The organism is Pseudomonas sp. MUP55 (genome assembly GCF_034043515.1).
Taxonomy (GTDB): domain Bacteria; phylum Pseudomonadota; class Gammaproteobacteria; order Pseudomonadales; family Pseudomonadaceae; genus Aquipseudomonas.
Genome location: NZ_CP138214.1, coordinates 1411696 through 1428045 on the forward strand (window position 1 = coordinate 1411696; position 16350 = coordinate 1428045).

At 61.0% G+C, this 16350-nt stretch carries 17 protein-coding genes; 14 read left to right on the top strand and 3 right to left on the bottom strand.

The genetic code is table 11. The features are described from left to right. Positions 1-9 precede the first annotated feature (9 nt). From SC318_RS06280 to SC318_RS06315, 8 genes are all read left to right on the top strand, one after another. Positions 10-1011, top strand: coding sequence for a diguanylate cyclase (locus SC318_RS06280; protein ID WP_320430080.1), 1002 nt, complete (start codon positions 10-12; stop codon positions 1009-1011). Positions 1012-1250: 239 nt separating this feature from the next. After that, a protein-coding gene (prfB, locus tag SC318_RS06285) for a peptide chain release factor 2 (RefSeq protein ID WP_100226016.1) occupies positions 1251-2346 on the top strand; the annotation gives its coding sequence in 2 pieces (ribosomal slippage) (positions 1251-1322 and positions 1324-2346; 1095 coding nt in all). A gap of 95 nt (positions 2347-2441) precedes the next feature. Then, positions 2442-3944, top strand: a complete 1503-nt coding sequence (gene lysS, locus SC318_RS06290) for a lysine--tRNA ligase (protein ID WP_124385414.1) — start codon at positions 2442-2444, stop codon at positions 3942-3944. Between the two features lie 110 nt (positions 3945-4054). Further along, positions 4055-4759 (top strand): TetR/AcrR family transcriptional regulator, encoded by a 705-nt coding sequence (locus tag SC318_RS06295; protein ID WP_320430081.1) that lies wholly within the window; start codon positions 4055-4057, stop codon positions 4757-4759. 47 nt (positions 4760-4806) lie between these two features. Beyond that, positions 4807-6084, top strand: coding sequence for a flavohemoglobin expression-modulating QEGLA motif protein (locus SC318_RS06300; protein WP_320430082.1), 1278 nt, complete (start codon positions 4807-4809; stop codon positions 6082-6084). Between the two features lie 33 nt (positions 6085-6117). Further along, complete coding sequence (locus tag SC318_RS06305; protein ID WP_320430083.1) at positions 6118-7023, top strand: alpha/beta hydrolase; 906 nt, start codon at positions 6118-6120, stop codon at positions 7021-7023. Further along, positions 7020-7346, top strand: coding sequence for a PA3694 family proteiin (locus SC318_RS06310; RefSeq protein ID WP_320430084.1), 327 nt, complete (start codon positions 7020-7022; stop codon positions 7344-7346). Before SC318_RS06305 ends, SC318_RS06310 begins: the two co-directional genes overlap by 4 nt. Before the next feature lie 237 nt (positions 7347-7583). After that, positions 7584-7760 (top strand): hypothetical protein, encoded by a 177-nt coding sequence (locus tag SC318_RS06315; protein WP_320430085.1) that lies wholly within the window; start codon positions 7584-7586, stop codon positions 7758-7760. 29 nt (positions 7761-7789) lie between these two features. Here SC318_RS06315 and SC318_RS06320 read toward each other — a convergent pair whose 3' ends face one another. The 3 genes from SC318_RS06320 to SC318_RS06330 all read right to left on the bottom strand — a co-directional run bounded on the left by SC318_RS06320 (position 7790) and on the right by SC318_RS06330 (position 9683). Further along, positions 7790-8575 (bottom strand): lipotoxin F family OmpA-related lipoprotein LptF, encoded by a 786-nt coding sequence (locus SC318_RS06320; RefSeq protein ID WP_104501912.1) that lies wholly within the window; start codon positions 8573-8575, stop codon positions 7790-7792. A 57-nt stretch (positions 8576-8632) separates the two neighbouring features. Then, positions 8633-9058, bottom strand: coding sequence for a DUF4398 domain-containing protein (locus SC318_RS06325; RefSeq protein WP_124385418.1), 426 nt, complete (start codon positions 9056-9058; stop codon positions 8633-8635). A gap of 280 nt (positions 9059-9338) precedes the next feature. Next, complete coding sequence (locus SC318_RS06330; protein ID WP_306491885.1) at positions 9339-9683, bottom strand: pilin assembly protein; 345 nt, start codon at positions 9681-9683, stop codon at positions 9339-9341. Between the two features lie 164 nt (positions 9684-9847). Here SC318_RS06330 and ppc point away from each other — a divergent pair, with 164 nt between their 5' ends. The 6 genes from ppc (at position 9848) to SC318_RS06360 (ending at position 16346) form a co-directional block, all read left to right on the top strand. Next, positions 9848-12475: a phosphoenolpyruvate carboxylase gene (gene ppc, locus SC318_RS06335; RefSeq protein WP_320430086.1), complete on the top strand. Its 2628-nt coding sequence runs from the start codon at positions 9848-9850 to the stop codon at positions 12473-12475. A 280-nt stretch (positions 12476-12755) separates the two neighbouring features. Beyond that, positions 12756-13403: an adenylate kinase gene (gene adk / locus SC318_RS06340; protein ID WP_124369856.1), complete on the top strand. Its 648-nt coding sequence runs from the start codon at positions 12756-12758 to the stop codon at positions 13401-13403. A 90-nt stretch (positions 13404-13493) separates the two neighbouring features. After that, on the top strand, positions 13494-14180 hold the full coding sequence (tsaB, locus tag SC318_RS06345; RefSeq protein WP_320430087.1) for a tRNA (adenosine(37)-N6)-threonylcarbamoyltransferase complex dimerization subunit type 1 TsaB: 687 nt from the start codon (positions 13494-13496) through the stop codon (positions 14178-14180). Positions 14181-14340: 160 nt separating this feature from the next. Continuing rightward, positions 14341-14631, top strand: coding sequence for a hypothetical protein (locus SC318_RS06350; RefSeq protein ID WP_078823495.1), 291 nt, complete (start codon positions 14341-14343; stop codon positions 14629-14631). Continuing rightward, positions 14631-15491, top strand: coding sequence for a DUF72 domain-containing protein (locus SC318_RS06355; RefSeq protein ID WP_320430088.1), 861 nt, complete (start codon positions 14631-14633; stop codon positions 15489-15491). Before SC318_RS06350 ends, SC318_RS06355 begins: the two co-directional genes overlap by 1 nt. Before the next feature lie 27 nt (positions 15492-15518). Then, a complete protein-coding gene (locus SC318_RS06360; protein ID WP_320430089.1) occupies positions 15519-16346 on the top strand; it encodes an isocitrate lyase/PEP mutase family protein in 828 nt (275 codons plus the stop codon). The last annotated feature ends 4 nt before the right edge of the window (positions 16347-16350 follow it).

Sequence of the window (16350 nt, forward strand, 5' to 3'; positions counted from 1 at the left end):
TGACTGCACATGAATGATTTACAGCTCGACGACTTCAAGACCGACGAAAACGCCGCCATGGTGTTGCTGGTCGACGACCAGGCCATGATCGGCGAAGCCGTGCGGCGCGGCCTGGCCCACGAAGAAAACATCGACTTCCACTTTTGCGCCGACCCGCACCAGGCGATCGCCCAGGCGATTCGCATCAAGCCCACGGTGATTCTGCAAGACCTGGTCATGCCCGGCCTCGACGGCCTGACCCTGGTGCGTGAGTACCGCAATCACCCGGCTACGGCCAACATCCCGATCATCGTGCTGTCCACCAAGGAGGATCCGCTGATCAAGAGTGCAGCGTTTGCGGCCGGGGCCAACGATTACCTGGTCAAGCTGCCGGACAATATCGAACTGGTGGCGCGTATTCGCTATCACTCACGCTCCTACATGACCCTGCTGCAGCGGGACGCGGCTTACCGCGCGCTGCGGGTCAGCCAGCAGCAATTGCTGGACACCAACCTGGTGCTGCAACGGCTGATGAACTCCGACGGCTTGACCGGGCTGTCCAATCGCCGGCACTTCGATGAATACCTGGAACTGGAATGGCGTCGTGCCATGCGCGATCAGACCCAGCTCTCCTTGCTGATGATCGACGTGGATTTCTTCAAGACATTCAACGACAGCTTCGGTCACGTCGAAGGCGACGAAGCCCTGCGCAAGGTCGCCGCCACCATCCGCGAAGCCAGCAGCCGTCCCTCGGACCTGCCGGCGCGCTACGGCGGCGAAGAGTTCGCGCTGGTGCTGCCCAATACCTCGCCGGGCGGTGCGCGACTGGTCGCCGAGAAACTGCGCATGGCCGTGGCCGCGCTGAAAATCCCGCATATCGCGCCGACCGAAGGGGCGAGCCTGACCATCAGCATCGGCTTGTCGACCCTGACGCCGGTGCAAGGCACCGATTGCCGCCAGTTGATCATGGCGGCGGACAAAGGCCTGTATACCGCCAAGCACAATGGGCGCAATCAGGTCGGCATCGAATAACTCAAGGCTGGTTCAAAGCCAAATGTGGGAGGGGGCTTGCCCCCGATGGCAGTCTGTCAGTCAGTTTATCCTTAGCTGACATACCGCAATCGGGGGCAAGCCCCCTCCCACATTTGATCTTCATGGGGCTTGGGATTGTGTACAAATCCCTGCCTTTTCGACCAGGCGGACTGCCGTTTCCAGCCGTTTGCCGGTATACTCGCCGGCTTTCAAAAGTTCGCCAACGAGTGCTGCCCGCCATGGAAATCAACCCGATCCTTAACACCATCAAGGACCTGTCCGAGCGCTCCGAAACTATTCGGGGGTATCTTTGACTACGATCAAAAGCATGAGCGTCTGACCGAAGTCAATCGCGAGCTTGAAGATCCGAGCGTCTGGAACAAACCTGAATATGCCCAGGAACTGGGCCGCGAGCGCGCTGCGCTGGCGCAGATCGTCGACACGCTCGACGAACTGAACACCGGCCTGGCCGACTGCCGCGACCTGCTGGACATGGCCGTCGAAGAAGATGACGAAGGCGCAGTGGGCGATGTCGTCGCCGAGCTGGCCCGTCTCGAGGAAAACCTCGCCAAGCTTGAATTCCGCCGCATGTTCAGCCATGAAATGGACCCGAACAACGCCTACCTGGACATCCAGGCCGGCTCCGGTGGTACCGAGGCCCAGGACTGGGCCAACATCCTGCTGCGCATGTACCTGCGCTGGGCCGACAAACGCGGCTTCGACGCGACCATCATGGAGCTGTCGGCCGGTGAAGTCGCTGGCATCAAGGGCGCGACCGTGCATATCAAGGGTGAATACGCCTTTGGCTGGTTGCGTACCGAGATCGGCGTGCACCGCCTGGTGCGCAAGAGCCCGTTCGACTCCGGCAACCGTCGCCATACCTCTTTTTCCGCTGTTTTCGTCTCGCCAGAGATCGACGACAAGGTGGAAATCGAGATCAACCCGGCCGACCTGCGTATCGACACCTACCGCTCCTCCGGTGCGGGTGGTCAGCACGTAAACACCACCGACTCGGCCGTGCGTATTACCCACGTACCGACCAACACCGTGGTCAGCTGCCAGAACGAGCGTTCCCAGCACGCGAACAAGGACACCGCCATGAAAATGCTGCGGGCCAAGTTGTACGAGCAGGAAATGCAGAAGCGCAACGCCGCTTCCCAGGCGCTGGAAGACACCAAGTCGGACATCGGCTGGGGTCATCAAATCCGTTCTTATGTGCTCGATGCGTCGCGCATCAAGGATTTGCGCACTAACATCGAACGCAGCGACTGCGACAAGGTGCTCGACGGCGATATCGACGAATACCTGGAAGCCAGCCTGAAATCGGGCCTCTAAAGAACCTGTAGGAGCGGGGGGGACGCCTAGTCCTTGCCTCGCGATCCCCAGCCGAAGGCTGGGGAAAACGTATCTGTGATGGAATTTCAAAAGACATGAGCGACCAACAACTCGACCCGCAAGCCCTGCAACAGGAAGAAAACTCCCTGATCGCCCTGCGCAAGGAAAAGCTTGCTGCCGAGCGCGCCAAGGGTAACGCCTTCCCCAACGACTTCCGCCGCGACAACTACTGCGATGCCCTGCAGAAACAGTACGCGGACAAGACCAAGGAAGAGCTGGCGGAGCTGGCGATCCCGGTCAAGGTGGCGGGTCGAATCATGCTCAACCGTGGCTCGTTCATGGTGATCCAGGACATGACCGGGCGTATTCAGGTCTACGTCAACCGCAAGACCCTTTCCGAAGAAACCCTGGCCTCGGTGAAAACCTGGGACATGGGTGACATCATCGCAGCTGAAGGCACCCTGGCCCGTTCCGGCAAGGGCGACCTGTACGTCGAGATGACCAACGTGCGCCTGCTGACCAAGTCGCTGCGCCCGCTGCCGGACAAGCACCATGGCCTGACCGACACCGAACAGCGCTACCGCCAGCGCTACGTTGACCTGATCGTCAACGAAGACGTGCGTCAGACCTTCCGCGTGCGCTCGCAAGTCATCGCTCACATCCGCAGCTTCCTGATGCAGCGTGACTTTCTCGAAGTGGAAACGCCGATGCTGCAGACCATCCCCGGTGGTGCTGCAGCCAAGCCGTTCGAAACCCACCACAATGCACTGGACCTGCCAATGTTCCTGCGCATCGCGCCGGAGCTGTACCTCAAGCGCCTGGTGGTAGGCGGCTTCGAAAAAGTCTTCGAGATCAACCGCAACTTCCGTAACGAAGGTGTCTCGACCCGTCACAACCCTGAATTCACCATGTTGGAGTTCTACCAGGCCTACGCCGACTACGAAGACAACATGGACCTCACCGAAGAGCTGTTCCGCGAGCTGGCGCAGTTGGTGCTGGGCAGCACCGACGTGCCCTACGGCGACAAGGTGTTCCACTTCGGCGAGCCGTTCGTGCGCCTGTCGGTGTTCGATTCGATCCTCAAGTACAACCCCGAGCTGACCGCCGATGATCTGAACGACATCGACAAGGCCCGTGCCATCGCCAAGAAAGCCGGCGCCAAGGTGCTGGGCTTCGAAGGCCTGGGCAAACTGCAGGTGATGATTTTCGAAGAGCTGGTGGAGCACAAGCTGGAACAGCCGCACTTCATTACCCAGTACCCGTTCGAAGTGTCGCCACTGGCCCGTCGCAACGACGACAACCCGAACGTCACCGACCGTTTCGAGCTGTTCATCGGTGGCCGCGAAATCGCCAACGCCTACTCCGAGCTCAACGATGCGGAAGACCAGGCCGAGCGCTTCATGGCCCAGGTGGCCGACAAGGACGCCGGTGATGACGAGGCCATGCACTACGACGCCGACTTCGTACGTGCTCTGGAATACGGCATGCCGCCAACCGCCGGTGAAGGTATCGGCATCGACCGCCTGGTGATGCTGCTGACCAATTCGCCGTCGATCCGCGATGTGATCCTGTTCCCGCATATGCGGCCACAAGCATAAAAGCAGCCGCCTTCTTAGCAAGGCGGCTTTTTTTTGACTTGGAGAAAGCTTCAAGCCGCAAGCTGCAAGCTTTCCATGCCCGCTTTTACTTGCCGCTTGGAGCTTGAAGCTTGCAACTCTATTCCCCTTCTTCCGTTGCCGCCTCGGTGGCTGATAGCGTCCAGTACCAAGGCCGCAAGGCCAGCCGCCGGGGCAGTGAACAGCGCCGGCAAGACATTCTCGATGCGGCCATGCGCATCGTCGTCCGCGATGGCGTGCGGGCCGTGCGCCATCGTGCCGTGGCGGCGGAGGCCGGCGTACCGCTGTCGGCGACCACCTATTACTTCAAAGACATCGACGACCTGCTCACCGACACCTTCGCCCAATACGTCGAACGCAGCGCGGCCTTCATGGGCAAGCTGTGGGTGCGCAACGAAGGCCTGCTGCGCGAGATGGTTGCCTACGGTGACGGCAGCCCGGTGTCGCGCTCGCAGCTGGCCGATGACATTGCGCGGCTGACCGCCGACTATGTACAGCGGCAACTGACCAACCGTCGCGACTACCTGATGGCCGAGCAGGCCTTCCGCCAGGAAGCCTTGTTGAACCCGCGACTTGCCGAACTGGTACGCTCCCACCAACAGATTCTGTTGCAGGGTACCGGGCAGTTTTTCCAGGTATTGGGCTCCCGCGAGCCGCAACAGGATGCCAAGGTGTTGACGGCGATTATCGGTCGGATGGAATATCAGGGCCTGTTGGGCGGCGCAGAGCCTCTGACCGGTGACGAGATGCTGGAAATACTCAAGCGCTACATGCACCTGGTGCTGGCCTCGGTCTGACCACCACGCATGTTCGATAAAGGCCACGTTTTAAGAGGAAGCACCGGGTGGACGATTACCAGCAGACGATACGCAGCTTGTCCGATCGCATTGTGCTGGCGCAAACGCCGATCCGCGTCCTCGACGCCGTGAAGTGGGACGAGAACATCCGTCAGGGCTTTCTCAAGGCCAAGGGCAAGGCCATGCCTGCCGTGGACCGCGATTACTACCTGAACCGACCGTTGTCGTTCGACTCCAGCGCGGTCAAGCTGGAATTCCAGAACATCGAGCGCGACATCACCCGTCGCCTCGGCCAGTTCAGCCCGGTGGGGCAGATCATGCGCCGCATGTGCCGTGAGTACCGCATGGTCGTGCGTATGCTCGAAGCCCGTGGCACCGAGGATTTCGGCCTGATCTCCCAGGAGCTCTACGGCGCCGCTTCCGACGCCTTCCACGCCGGCGACCCGACCCTGGCCGACCTGGGCCTGATGCTCTCGGACTATCTGAACAACATCGACGGCCGTGGCGACCTCAAGGACGAAGCCAAGACCTTGACCGCCAAGGACGCCGTCGCCTTGCTGCAAACGCGCTTGAACAAGGTGTTCGGCGAGGCCGAAGAAACGATCCGTGTGTTCGAATCCGATGGCATCGTCGCCGACGCGGCGGCGGGCGCCGACTATATCAAGATCCGCGCTGACGCGATGTTCAACGAGCGTGACGTCCGCGCGCTGGAGGTGCACGAGGGCCTGGTGCATGTGGGCACCACCCTCAATGGCCAGAACCAGCCGATCTGCACGTTCCTGTCCAAGGGGCCACCGTCCTCCACCGTGACCCAGGAAGGCCTGGCGATCCTGATGGAAATCATCACGTTCGCCTCCTACCCCAGCCGGCTGCGCAAGCTGACCAACCGTACCCGCGCCATTCATATGGTGGAGGAGGGCGCTGACTTCCTGCAGGTGTTCGAGTTCTTCCGCGAGCAGGGCTTTGAAATGGCGGAAAGCTATGGCAACGCCAGCCGGGTGTTCCGTGGCTCGGTGCCCAATGGCCTGCCGTTTACCAAGGATCTGTCCTATCTCAAGGGCTTCATCATGGTCTACAACTACATCCAGCTGGCCGTGCGCAAGGGCAAACTGGAACAAGTACCGCTGTTGTTCTGCGGCAAGACCACGCTCGAAGACATGCGCACCTTGCGCCAACTGGTCGATGAAGGCCTGGTAGTGCCACCCAAATACTTGCCCGAACAGTTCCGTGACATGAACGCACTGGCGGCATGGATGTGCTTTTCCAACTTCCTCAATCACTTGAGCCTGGATCGCATCGAGGCGGATTACTCCAATATCCTCTGACCGAATTTCATCTCCATCACGAGGCTTCAACGGATGAGAATCCTCGGCATTCTTTGCCTGCTCCTCACTCTGAACGGCTGCAGCTCGTTATTGTTCTACCCCGAGCCCGGCCTGCCGTTCACGCCGGAAAAAGCCCACCTGGCTTACCGCGACGTCACTCTCACCGCCGCCGACGGCGTGAAGCTGCACGCCTGGTGGTTGCCGGCCAAGCCCGGTGTGCCCGTCAAAGGCACGGTGCTGCACCTGCACGGCAACGGCGGCAACCTGGCCTGGCATCTGGGCGGCAGTTGGTGGTTGCCGGAGCAGGGCTATCAGGTCCTGTTGCTGGACTACCGCGGCTATGGGCTCTCCGAAGGCAAGCCGTCCTTGCCGGCCATCTATCAGGACGTGGACGCCGCCTTCAGTTGGCTGGACAAGGCGCCCGAAGTCCGCGGTCAGCCGCTGATCGTGCTTGGTCAGAGCCTGGGCGGCGCGTTGGCGGTGCATTATCTGGCGGCTCACCCCGAGCGCCAGTCCCAGCTCAAGGCCCTGGTACTGGATGGCGTGCCCGCCAGTTATCGTGACGTAGGACAATTCGCCCTGAGCACTTCCTGGTTAACCTGGCCGTTCCAGGTGCCCCTGTCCTGGCTGGTGCCGGACGCCGACAGCGCGGTCAACGCCATGCCCCGACTGACAGGCGTGCCCAAGTTACTGTTTCACAGCCTGGATGATCCGATCGTGCCCATGTCCAACGGCATCCGCCTGTACCAGGCGGCGCCACCCCCCAGGGTGTTGCAACTGACCCGAGGTGGGCATGTGCAGACGTTCGCCGACAAGACCTGGCAAACCGTGATGCTGCGTTACCTGGATGACCCGCTGCATTTCAACGGCCTGCGTCGTCTCGGCGAGATTCCGAATTATCCCGTTCCCAAAGCTGCCCCATCAGAGACCCCGCAATGAGTGAAGAGCGCAATATGATCCCGCTGATTCTCACTGGCATCGGCACCATTATCGGTACTGTCGGTTGCTTGTGGTACTACGGCTACCTGCACTTCGCCAAGCCGGAAGATGCGCTGTTGCTCAGCGATTTCACCATGCTCAAGACCGTGCCGGGCGAGGACTACAAAGTTTCACTGACCCCGGCCGCTCAAGTGGCGCAATGCGTAGATGGCGTGTTGGTGATGTTCGATACCGACCAGAAGGGCCTGAGCGGCGTTCTGGTGAACAACAAGAAGCAGGCGGTGCGTTGCATCGGGCAGGAAACCCCGCAACTGCAGCAGTGAGCGTTGGCCTGCCTGGCGTGGGAAAGTACCGTTATCCGCACAGCTTTAAGACCCGGTCGGCGGCTGACTGCCCCATTGAAACCGCCTGCACTGGCGGTTTTTGGCCATGAATCAAACGATCTGCCAGCGATCACGCAAATATCTGGAACCGTATTGCGCCACACGCCACACACAGCGATGTAATTTACACAAAGCGGGGCCAAGAATGTGGCGATAACAGTTGCTGCAATACGTAACATGCTGGACATGGCCAGGGGGCAACAGGCGCTGGAGCGCCGAGACGCTGAGGATGATGAACTCAAGCAACTGATGCATAAGCTGTCGCAAAACGCTTATGGACCCAGAATCGAAATGCCTGCCGACGATACCCACCGCACCATTCAGTTTGGTGAGCCGAAAAAAAACCCACCGTAAGGTGGGTTTTTTCATGCAGCTTCGATCAATCAGTTAGCGACGGAAGAACGTGGCTTGACTGGCTGGTTGTCGTTGGAGATGGTCACTTCAACGCGGCGGTTCATGGCGCGGCCCGATACGCTGCCGTTATCGGCAACCGGGTATTCCTTGCCGTAGCCCTGGGTCACGATGCGCGAGATGTCCACGCCTTGCTGTGCCAGTGCACGCTGTACGGAAGCCGCACGACGCTCGGACAGGCTCTGGTTGTACGAGTCGGACCCGGTGCTGTCGGTGTAGCCTTCGACGATCACTTTACGGTCCGGGTTGTCGCGCAGGAACTGAGCCAGCTTGGTGATGTTCACCAGGCCGCTGGACTTCAGGTCGGACTTGTTGGTGGCGAACAGCACGTCACCGAAGGTCACCAGGGTGCCGCGATCGGTTTGCTTGGCGTTCAGGCTGTCTTGCAGCTGCTTGATCTGTGCGTCACGGGCGTCGAGCAGGGCGCGGGCACGTTCGTCGCCAGCGTTTTTCAGCTTGGCTTCGGACTCACGCAGCGAGATGGTGTCTTTGGCGACTTCCACACGCTGGTTGGTCAGGTAGGCCAATTGGTCGACTTTCTTCTCGTCTTCCTTGTCGCGGTAGGCCTTGTCTGCCTTGTCCAGCCACTCGCTGGCGTCTTTGGTTTCCAGCGCGGCCAGCTTGGTGGCCTGCGGGTTGGTTTGCAGGGCCGTGAAGTTGGTCCGTGCGTTTTCCAGGTTCGCGTTCGGCGGGGTGGAGCAGGCTGCCAAGGCAACGCTCATCGCCAACAGGGCAGGGATCATCAGTTGTTTACGCATAGTCGTGTCGTCCTTTCAATTCGATAGTCAGGTGCGATGCAATCAAGGGGCAGCGGCTTACTTCTGCTGGATAGCCGCCGGGCGCATGCCTTCCTTACGCAACTCGTCAACTGCTTTCTGAGAATCCTTCACCGCTTGCTCGGCCTTGGCAGCCTGGGCTTTACGCTCAGCAACGCGAGCGTCCCACTCGGCTTGTTCGGCCAACTGACGAGCTTTGTCGTAGTTCTTGTCATGCATGGCGATTTCGGCTTCTTTGAGCTTGTCCTGAGCCGACTTCATTTCCACGGCTGCGAACTCGGTGCCGCCGGCGCTGACCGCGCTGTTGACCGCTGATTGGGTCACTGCGTACTGCTCGGTGGGCGGGTTGCCGGCGCAACCAGCCAGGATGAAGCTGGTGCCGATTGCCAGCGCGGCCAATTTAAGCCCGCGCAGGTGGTTAAACGAGGATTTGGCAGTGCTGGTCTTCATCGTCTTCAACTCCATTGGTTAACTCCTGAAATACATCAAAATCCATCTTGGTGTTCGTTTGCGGGCCCGGTGCCAAAGCACATGACGCCATTTCAAACGATCGTTCCAAGTGATGGCTTACTGGCTGTGACCGGATGCTTTTTTCAAAAGTTCAGCGGAGATGGCGATTTGCCTAAAAAAATATATGACTGAATGGTCAGGTTCAGAAAAATGGAACTTTCCCTGCGTGCGGCGGTACTCCGAGCCGCTGAAAGGCCCGGAATACAGGGGTTGGATTGACGTCAATAAGAGGTGATCAGTGCTTCTGTTCGTCAGCGCTGGCTGACAAATCATGCAGATGGCGGCGGGACAACGTCAGAAATCGTGGGGTGGGCCCGACGTCTTCATACAGCGGATCGCCTTCTTCATCGGTGGCAATCACTTGCTGGCCCTTGATGTAGGGGAAGCTGGCTTCCAGCTCTTCAAGGGCCGCGCCGATCAGTTCGCCGAGCAGTTCCTCGGGGTGGCGCTTGGGGTACATCTCGGCGAGGGCGGCCAGCCTGGCGGCGGCCTCTACGTCCAGATGGATCGCGTATTGGGTTTTGGTCAGCTGACCCTTGGCGGTTTCTTCCCAATGCTGGGGCAAGTCTCGAATCTTCATGGCAACCTCAATTAATGAGTGACCAGCCGCCGGTGTGGATGACGCGGCGGCTTGATGTTGAGACTAGCTGGAAGCGGCAAGGTTTAAAGTGTCTTGTCAGAAACCGACGCCGACGGCACTCTGGGACACATTCGCGTCCCGGATTTCTGGCTGGAGATTGGCTGATGAGTGATATCGATGCACGCTTGCGTGAGGATGTTCACCTGCTGGGTGAACTGTTGGGCAATACGATTCGAGAGCAGTACGGCGATGATTTTCTCGACAAGATCGAGCAGATCCGCAAGGGCGCCAAGGCTGACCGGCGCGACGCGGGTGATGAGCTCAGCACGAGCCTCAATCAGCTGCAGGAAGACGAGCTGCTGCCCGTAGCGCGAGCCTTCAACCAGTTTCTCAACCTGGCCAATATTGCCGAGCAGTACCAGTTGATCCACCGGCGCGATGAGTCGCAACCGGCACCCTTCGAGTCCCGGGTGTTGCCGGAGTTGTTGGCCCGCCTGCAAAGCGAAGGCCACAGCGATGAATCCCTGGCCCGCCAATTGGCGCAGCTGGAGATCGAGCTGGTGCTCACCGCGCACCCCACCGAAGTCGCGCGCCGCACGCTGATCCAGAAATACGATGCGATTGCCGCGCAACTGGCGCTGCAGGACCACCGTGACCTCACCAGCGCCGAGCGCGATCAGATTCGCGAACGCTTGCAGCGACTGATCGCCGAGGCCTGGCACACCGAAGAAATCCGTCGCGTGCGGCCCACGCCGGTAGATGAAGCCAAATGGGGCTTTGCGGTGATCGAGCATTCACTGTGGCACGCCATTCCCAATTATCTGCGCAAGGCCGACCAGGCCTTGCATGCCGCCACCGGTTTGCGTCTGCCGCTGACGGCCGCGCCGATTCGCTTTGCCTCGTGGATGGGCGGCGACCGTGACGGCAACCCCAACGTCACAGCGCCGGTCACCCGCGAAGTGCTGCTGCTGGCGCGCTGGATGGCGGCGGACTTGTACCTGCGCGATGTCGACCAGCTCGCTTCCGAGCTGTCGATGCAACAGGCCAGCCCGGCGTTGCAAGCCCAGGTGGGGGAGAGCGTCGAGCCCTACCGCGCCGTGCTCAAGCAACTGCGCGAACGCCTGCGCGCCACGCGCCAGTGGGCCCATGCCTCGTTGACGGTCAGTACCCCGGCGCCGGCGCAGGTGTTGCAGGACAATTGCGACCTGCTCGGTCCGCTGCAGCTGTGCTATCAATCGCTGCATGAGTGCGGCATGGGCGTGATTGCCGATGGCCCGTTGCTCGACTGCCTGCGCCGCGCCGTCACCTTCGGCCTGTTCCTGGTGCGCCTGGATGTGCGCCAGGACTCCACCCGTCACGCCTCGGCCATGACCGAGATCACCGACTATCTGGGCCTGGGGCGTTATGAAGACTGGGACGAAGACACGCGCATCGGCTTCCTGACCGAAGAATTGACCAATCGCCGACCCTTGCTGCCGGCTTATTTCAAGCCTTCGGACGACACCGCGGAAGTCTTGAACACCTGCCGCGAAATCGCGGCTGCGCCTGCCGCGTCGCTGGGCTCTTATGTCATTTCCATGGCCGGCGCGGCGTCGGATGTGCTGGCGGTGCAACTGCTGCTCAAAGAGTCCGGCGTGCAGCGGCCCATGCGCGTGGTGCCGCTGTTCGAAACCCTGGCCGACCTGGACAACGCCGGGCCGGTGATGGAGCGGCTGCTGCAACTGCCGGACTATCGCGCACGGCTGCAAGGCCCGCAGGAAGTGATGATCGGTTATTCGGACTCGGCCAAGGACGCCGGCACCACCGCCGCCGCCTGGGCGCAGTACCGGGCGCAGGAACGTCTGGTTGAGATCTGCCGCGAGCAACAGGTGGAGTTGCTGTTGTTCCACGGCCGTGGTGGCACGGTTGGCCGTGGCGGTGGCCCGGCGCATGCGGCGATCCTGTCGCAGCCGCCGGGCTCGGTGGCGGGGCGGTTCCGCACCACCGAACAAGGCGAGATGATCCGCTTCAAGTTTGGCCTGCCGGATATTGCCGAGCAGAACCTCAACCTTTACCTGGCGGCCGTACTTGAAGCCACGTTGTTGCCACCGCCGCCGCCTGAACCGGCCTGGCGTCATCTGATGGATGAATTGGCGGCCGATGGCGTCAGCGCCTACCGCGCGGTGGTGCGGGAAAATCCGCAGTTTGTCGAATATTTCCGCCAGTCCACACCGGAGCAGGAGCTGGGACGTTTACCGCTGGGCAGTCGTCCAGCCAAGCGGCGTGCCGGCGGCATTGAAAGTCTGCGCGCCATTCCCTGGATCTTCGGCTGGACCCAGACGCGCCTGATGCTGCCCGCCTGGCTCGGCTGGGAAGCGGCATTGAGCAAGGCCCTGGAGCGCGGCGAGGGTGAGTTGCTGGGGCAGATGCGTGAGCAGTGGCCATTCTTTCGCACGCGCATCGACATGCTGGAGATGGTGCTGGCCAAGGCCGATGCCGACATTGCCCGTCTTTATGATGAGCGCCTCGTGCAGCCTGATTTGCTGCCATTGGGCGCGCATTTACGCGACCTATTGTCGCAGGCCTGCGACGTGGTGCTTGGCCTGACCGGGCAGTCGCAGCTGTTGGCCCATAGTCCGGACACCCTGGAGTTCATCCGCCTGCGCAACACCTACCTCGACCCCTTGCACCTGTTGCAGGCCGAACTGCTCGCTCGCTCGCGTCAACGCGAAGCGGCGCAAGACAGCCCTCTGGAACAGGCGCTGCTGGTGTCCGTCGCCGGTATTGCCGCAGGTTTGCGCAACACCGGTTGAGGTTTTTCGCGTGTTCTCAACAGCTTGCGGATAAACCGCGACGACCGCCCTGAACAGGGCGGTCGTTGTTTGAGGGGCTGGGTTGCGCTCAGGCAAACCCGCTGGCTGACGCATGCCTGGCGCGGGTTTCTCCTACTTTTGGCGGCTTGTATGGTGAGGTCCTGCTGTGTATCTTGATCAGCCTTTGGCCGTTTGATCGGCCCAGAACCATATTTTTACGAGATTGGCCCCACGCGGCGAATCCGAGCGTCATCTCTATAAAAAATTGAGGAGCACATCGATGCGCGTCATTCTGCTGGGAGCTCCCGGGGCCGGTAAAGGTACTCAGGCAAAGTTCATCACTGAAAAATTCGGCATTCCACAAATCTCCACCGGCGACATGCTGCGTGCGGCCGTCAAGGCCGGCACCGAGCTGGGCCTGATCGCCAAGAGCGTGATGGACAGCGGCGGCCTGGTCTCCGATGACCTGATCATCAACCTGGTCAAGGAACGCATCAGCCAGGAAGACTGCAAGAACGGTTTCCTGTTCGACGGTTTCCCTCGCACCATTCCCCAGGCTGAAGCCCTGGTGAAAGCGGGCGTCGAGTTGGACGCCGTGGTCGAAATCGCCGTTGAAGACGAAGAGATCGTCCAGCGCATTGCCGGTCGTCGCGTTCACGAAGGCTCGGGCCGCGTGTACCACATCGTCTACAACCCGCCGAAAGTGGCCGGCAAGGACGATGTCACCGGTGAAGACCTGGTACAGCGCAAGGACGATACCGAAGAAACCGTGCGCCATCGCCTGTCGGTCTACCATTCCCAGACCAAGCCGCTGGTGGATTTCTACCAGAAGCTGTCCGCTGCTCAGGGCAAGCCGAAATACAGCCATATCCCTGGCGTCGGCTCCGTGGAAGCGATTACCGCCAAGGTGCTGCAAGCACTGAGCTGATGCGTTGATCGGCTGCACTGACAACGGCCCGCTTGCGGGCCGTTGTTGTTTATACTGGCGCACTTTTTTTCGACTTGGACACCCACACCCATGAGCACCCTGCTGGCCCTGGACACCGCGACTGAAGCTTGCTCCGTTGCCTTGCTGCACGATGGCAAGGTAACGAGCCACTACGAGGTGATCCCGCGCCTGCACGCGCAGAAGCTGCTGCCGATGATCAAGCAACTGCTGGAAGACGCCGGCACCCACCTGGGGGCCGTGGACGCCATCGCTTTCGGCCGTGGCCCGGGCGCGTTTACCGGCGTGCGCATTGCCATTGGCGTGGTGCAGGGCCTGGCGTTTGCGTTGGAGCGTCCGGTATTGCCGGTCTCCAACCTCGCTGTGCTGGCCCAGCGTGCGCTGCGTGAGCATGGCGCCTCGCAAGTGGCCGCGGCGATTGATGCGCGCATGGATGAAGTCTATTGGGGCTGCTACCGCGAGAACGCCGGTGAAATGCGCCTGGTGGGTGCAGAAGCCGTGCAGGCGCCGGAGTCATCGGTTTTGCCTGCTGATGCCAGCGGCGGCTGGTTTGGCGCTGGCACGGGTTGGGGATATGGCGAGCGCATGGGTGTACAACCGGCGAGTCAGGACGCTGCAATGCTGCCCCATGCGCAAGATCTGCTCACGCTTGCGCGCTTTGCTTTCGAGCGCGGCGAGGCGATTGCGGCGGATTTGGCAGCGCCCGTCTACCTGCGCGATAAAGTCGCACAGACCAAGGCGGAGAGAGGGATTATTTGACGCCAGATTTGTAGTAAATCTGCGGCAAAAATCGCCAATCGTCAGAATTTGCATCGGCTTTTAAACCTTTTACAAATTATGTGTTCTAGTTATCACCAGAGCATTTGCGCGCTACGGATTGCGCCACTAAAATGCCACCACTGATAGCGAGTTCGCGCCCATGCGTATTGATGGCTTTTCCTCACAGTCGTACCCGATCAAGCGTAAGCCGCGTAAGGCAAACGCCACTGTGGACGATTCAGTCGAGGACTCGCCGGACTTCATCGAGGTCCAATCGGATGCGCAGGCCAGCAGCCAGGCCCGCATCAGTGGTCTTCCCGCCCGTCAGCAAGACATGGTCTTCCCCCGCTCCATGAGCAAAAGTGTCGCCACCGCCCTGGCCAGCTACCTGACCACCGCCGGCTTTGTCGAATGGGATATGGAAGTGCTGGGTCTCGACATTCACATCTGATGCATCTGCCTTACTACATCGGCTGTCCGTCCTGGAGTGAAAACGCTTGGCGAGACTATCTGTACCCGGTCGATGCGCGCGCCAGCGATTACCTCGCGCTCTATTCCCAGGTCTTCAACGCGGTTGAAGGCAACACCACGTTCTATGCACGTCCCTCGGCCGCCACGGTGCAGCGCTGGGCCGAAATCATGCCCGAGCATTTTCGATTCACCGCCAAGTTCCCCGGTGATATCAGCCATGCCGGCGACTTGCGTGAGCAGTTGCCGGCGGCGGAAAGTTTCGTCGGGTTGATGAGCCCTCTGGGCGAGCGCGTTTCGCCGCTGTGGCTGCAGCTGTCGAAGGGCTTTACGCCGCAACGCCTCGGCGAACTGGCCGGGTTCCTGGATGGCATTGATCGTCCGCTGGCGGTCGAAGTCCGTCACGATGAGTTCTTCGCCAAAGGCGACGCCGAGCGCATGCTCAATCGCCTGTTGCGTGACCGCGGCGTGGAGCGTATCTGCCTCGATCCGCGCGCCCTGTTCAGTTGCACCTCCACCTCGGCTGCGGTACTGCATGCCCAATCAAGAAAACCCAGGGTGCCGCCGCGCCCGGCAGCCTTGACTCAATTCCCCCAGGTGCGCTTTATCGGGCATCCGGAGCTTGAAGCCAACGACCCGTTCCTGGCGCCGTGGGTCGAAAAGATCGGCGCCTGGATCGAAGAGGGGCGCACTCCATACATGTTCCTGCACACCTCGGACAACCGTCTCGCCGCCCAACTGGCCTTGCGCTTCCACGACCAACTGATGGCGCGTTTGCCCGGGCTCGCGCCGTTGCCGACCTTGCATCGAGAACCCGTCGCGGAGCAATTGGGGTTACTCTGAGGCTCCTTTTCCCGCCTGGAACCCGTCATGGATGCCCAAACCCTTCGCGCCGAAACCTTCAAAGCTCTGCATGAGCGGGACCGTGCCTTTGTCATGCCCAATCCTTGGGATGCGGGGTCAGCCATCATGCTTGCCAGCCTTGGCTTCGAAGCGTTGGCCACCACCAGCGCGGGCTTTGCGTTCAGCCTGGGGCGGCCGGATGCCGAAGGCGCGCTGTCGCTGGAAGATACCCTGGGCAATGCCGGCGCCATCGCCCGAGCAACGTCGCTGCCGGTCGCCGCTGACTTGGAAAACGGCTTCAGCGACACCCCCGATGGCTGCGCCCAGACCATCCTGCGTGCCGCCGCCACCGGTATCGTCGGCGGCTCCATCGAAGACGCCACGGGCGTTGCCGTCGATCCGATCTACCCCTTTGACCTGGCCGTCGAGCGCGTCGAGGCTGCCGTCGCTGCCGCCCGCAGCCTGGGCTTTCCCTTTACGTTGACGGCGCGCGCAGAAAACCTGCTGCAGGGTCGCCTGGATTTGCCCGACACCATTCGCCGCCTGCAAGCCTATGCCGAGGCGGGAGCCGATGTGCTGTATGCGCCGGGCCTGCGCAGTGCCGAAGAGGTGTTGGCGGTGGTCAAGGCAGTCGCGCCCAAGCCGGTGAATGTGTTGATGTCCGGTGGCTTGAATCTCAGCGTCGCGCAGCTGAGCGAGCTGGGCGTGCGTCGCATCAGCGTGGGCTCGGCCCTGGCGCTGGCGGCCTATGGCGAGTTCTATCGGGCCGCGCAGGAGGTCTACGGGCTGGGCACCTTTACCTTTACCGAACGCAAGATGTCGTTCGAGCAGGCCAACCGATTCTTCAAGGGCTAGGCCG

Coding starts and splice junctions, on each gene's coding strand:
- SC318_RS06280 (WP_320430080.1), top strand. CDS start 10: ATGAATGATTTACAGCTCGACGACTTCAAGACCGACGAAAACGCCGCC.
- lysS (WP_124385414.1), top strand. CDS start 2,442: ATGAGCGACCAACAACTCGACCCGCAAGCCCTGCAACAGGAAGAAAAC.
- SC318_RS06305 (WP_320430083.1), top strand. CDS start 6,118: ATGAGAATCCTCGGCATTCTTTGCCTGCTCCTCACTCTGAACGGCTGC.
- SC318_RS06310 (WP_320430084.1), top strand. CDS start 7,020: ATGAGTGAAGAGCGCAATATGATCCCGCTGATTCTCACTGGCATCGGC.
- SC318_RS06315 (WP_320430085.1), top strand. CDS start 7,584: ATGCTGGACATGGCCAGGGGGCAACAGGCGCTGGAGCGCCGAGACGCT.
- SC318_RS06320 (WP_104501912.1), bottom strand. CDS start 8,575: ATGCGTAAACAACTGATGATCCCTGCCCTGTTGGCGATGAGCGTTGCC.
- SC318_RS06325 (WP_124385418.1), bottom strand. CDS start 9,058: ATGGAGTTGAAGACGATGAAGACCAGCACTGCCAAATCCTCGTTTAAC.
- SC318_RS06330 (WP_306491885.1), bottom strand. CDS start 9,683: ATGAAGATTCGAGACTTGCCCCAGCATTGGGAAGAAACCGCCAAGGGT.
- ppc (WP_320430086.1), top strand. CDS start 9,848: ATGAGTGATATCGATGCACGCTTGCGTGAGGATGTTCACCTGCTGGGT.
- adk (WP_124369856.1), top strand. CDS start 12,756: ATGCGCGTCATTCTGCTGGGAGCTCCCGGGGCCGGTAAAGGTACTCAG.
- tsaB (WP_320430087.1), top strand. CDS start 13,494: ATGAGCACCCTGCTGGCCCTGGACACCGCGACTGAAGCTTGCTCCGTT.
- SC318_RS06350 (WP_078823495.1), top strand. CDS start 14,341: ATGCGTATTGATGGCTTTTCCTCACAGTCGTACCCGATCAAGCGTAAG.
- SC318_RS06355 (WP_320430088.1), top strand. CDS start 14,631: ATGCATCTGCCTTACTACATCGGCTGTCCGTCCTGGAGTGAAAACGCT.
- SC318_RS06360 (WP_320430089.1), top strand. CDS start 15,519: ATGGATGCCCAAACCCTTCGCGCCGAAACCTTCAAAGCTCTGCATGAG.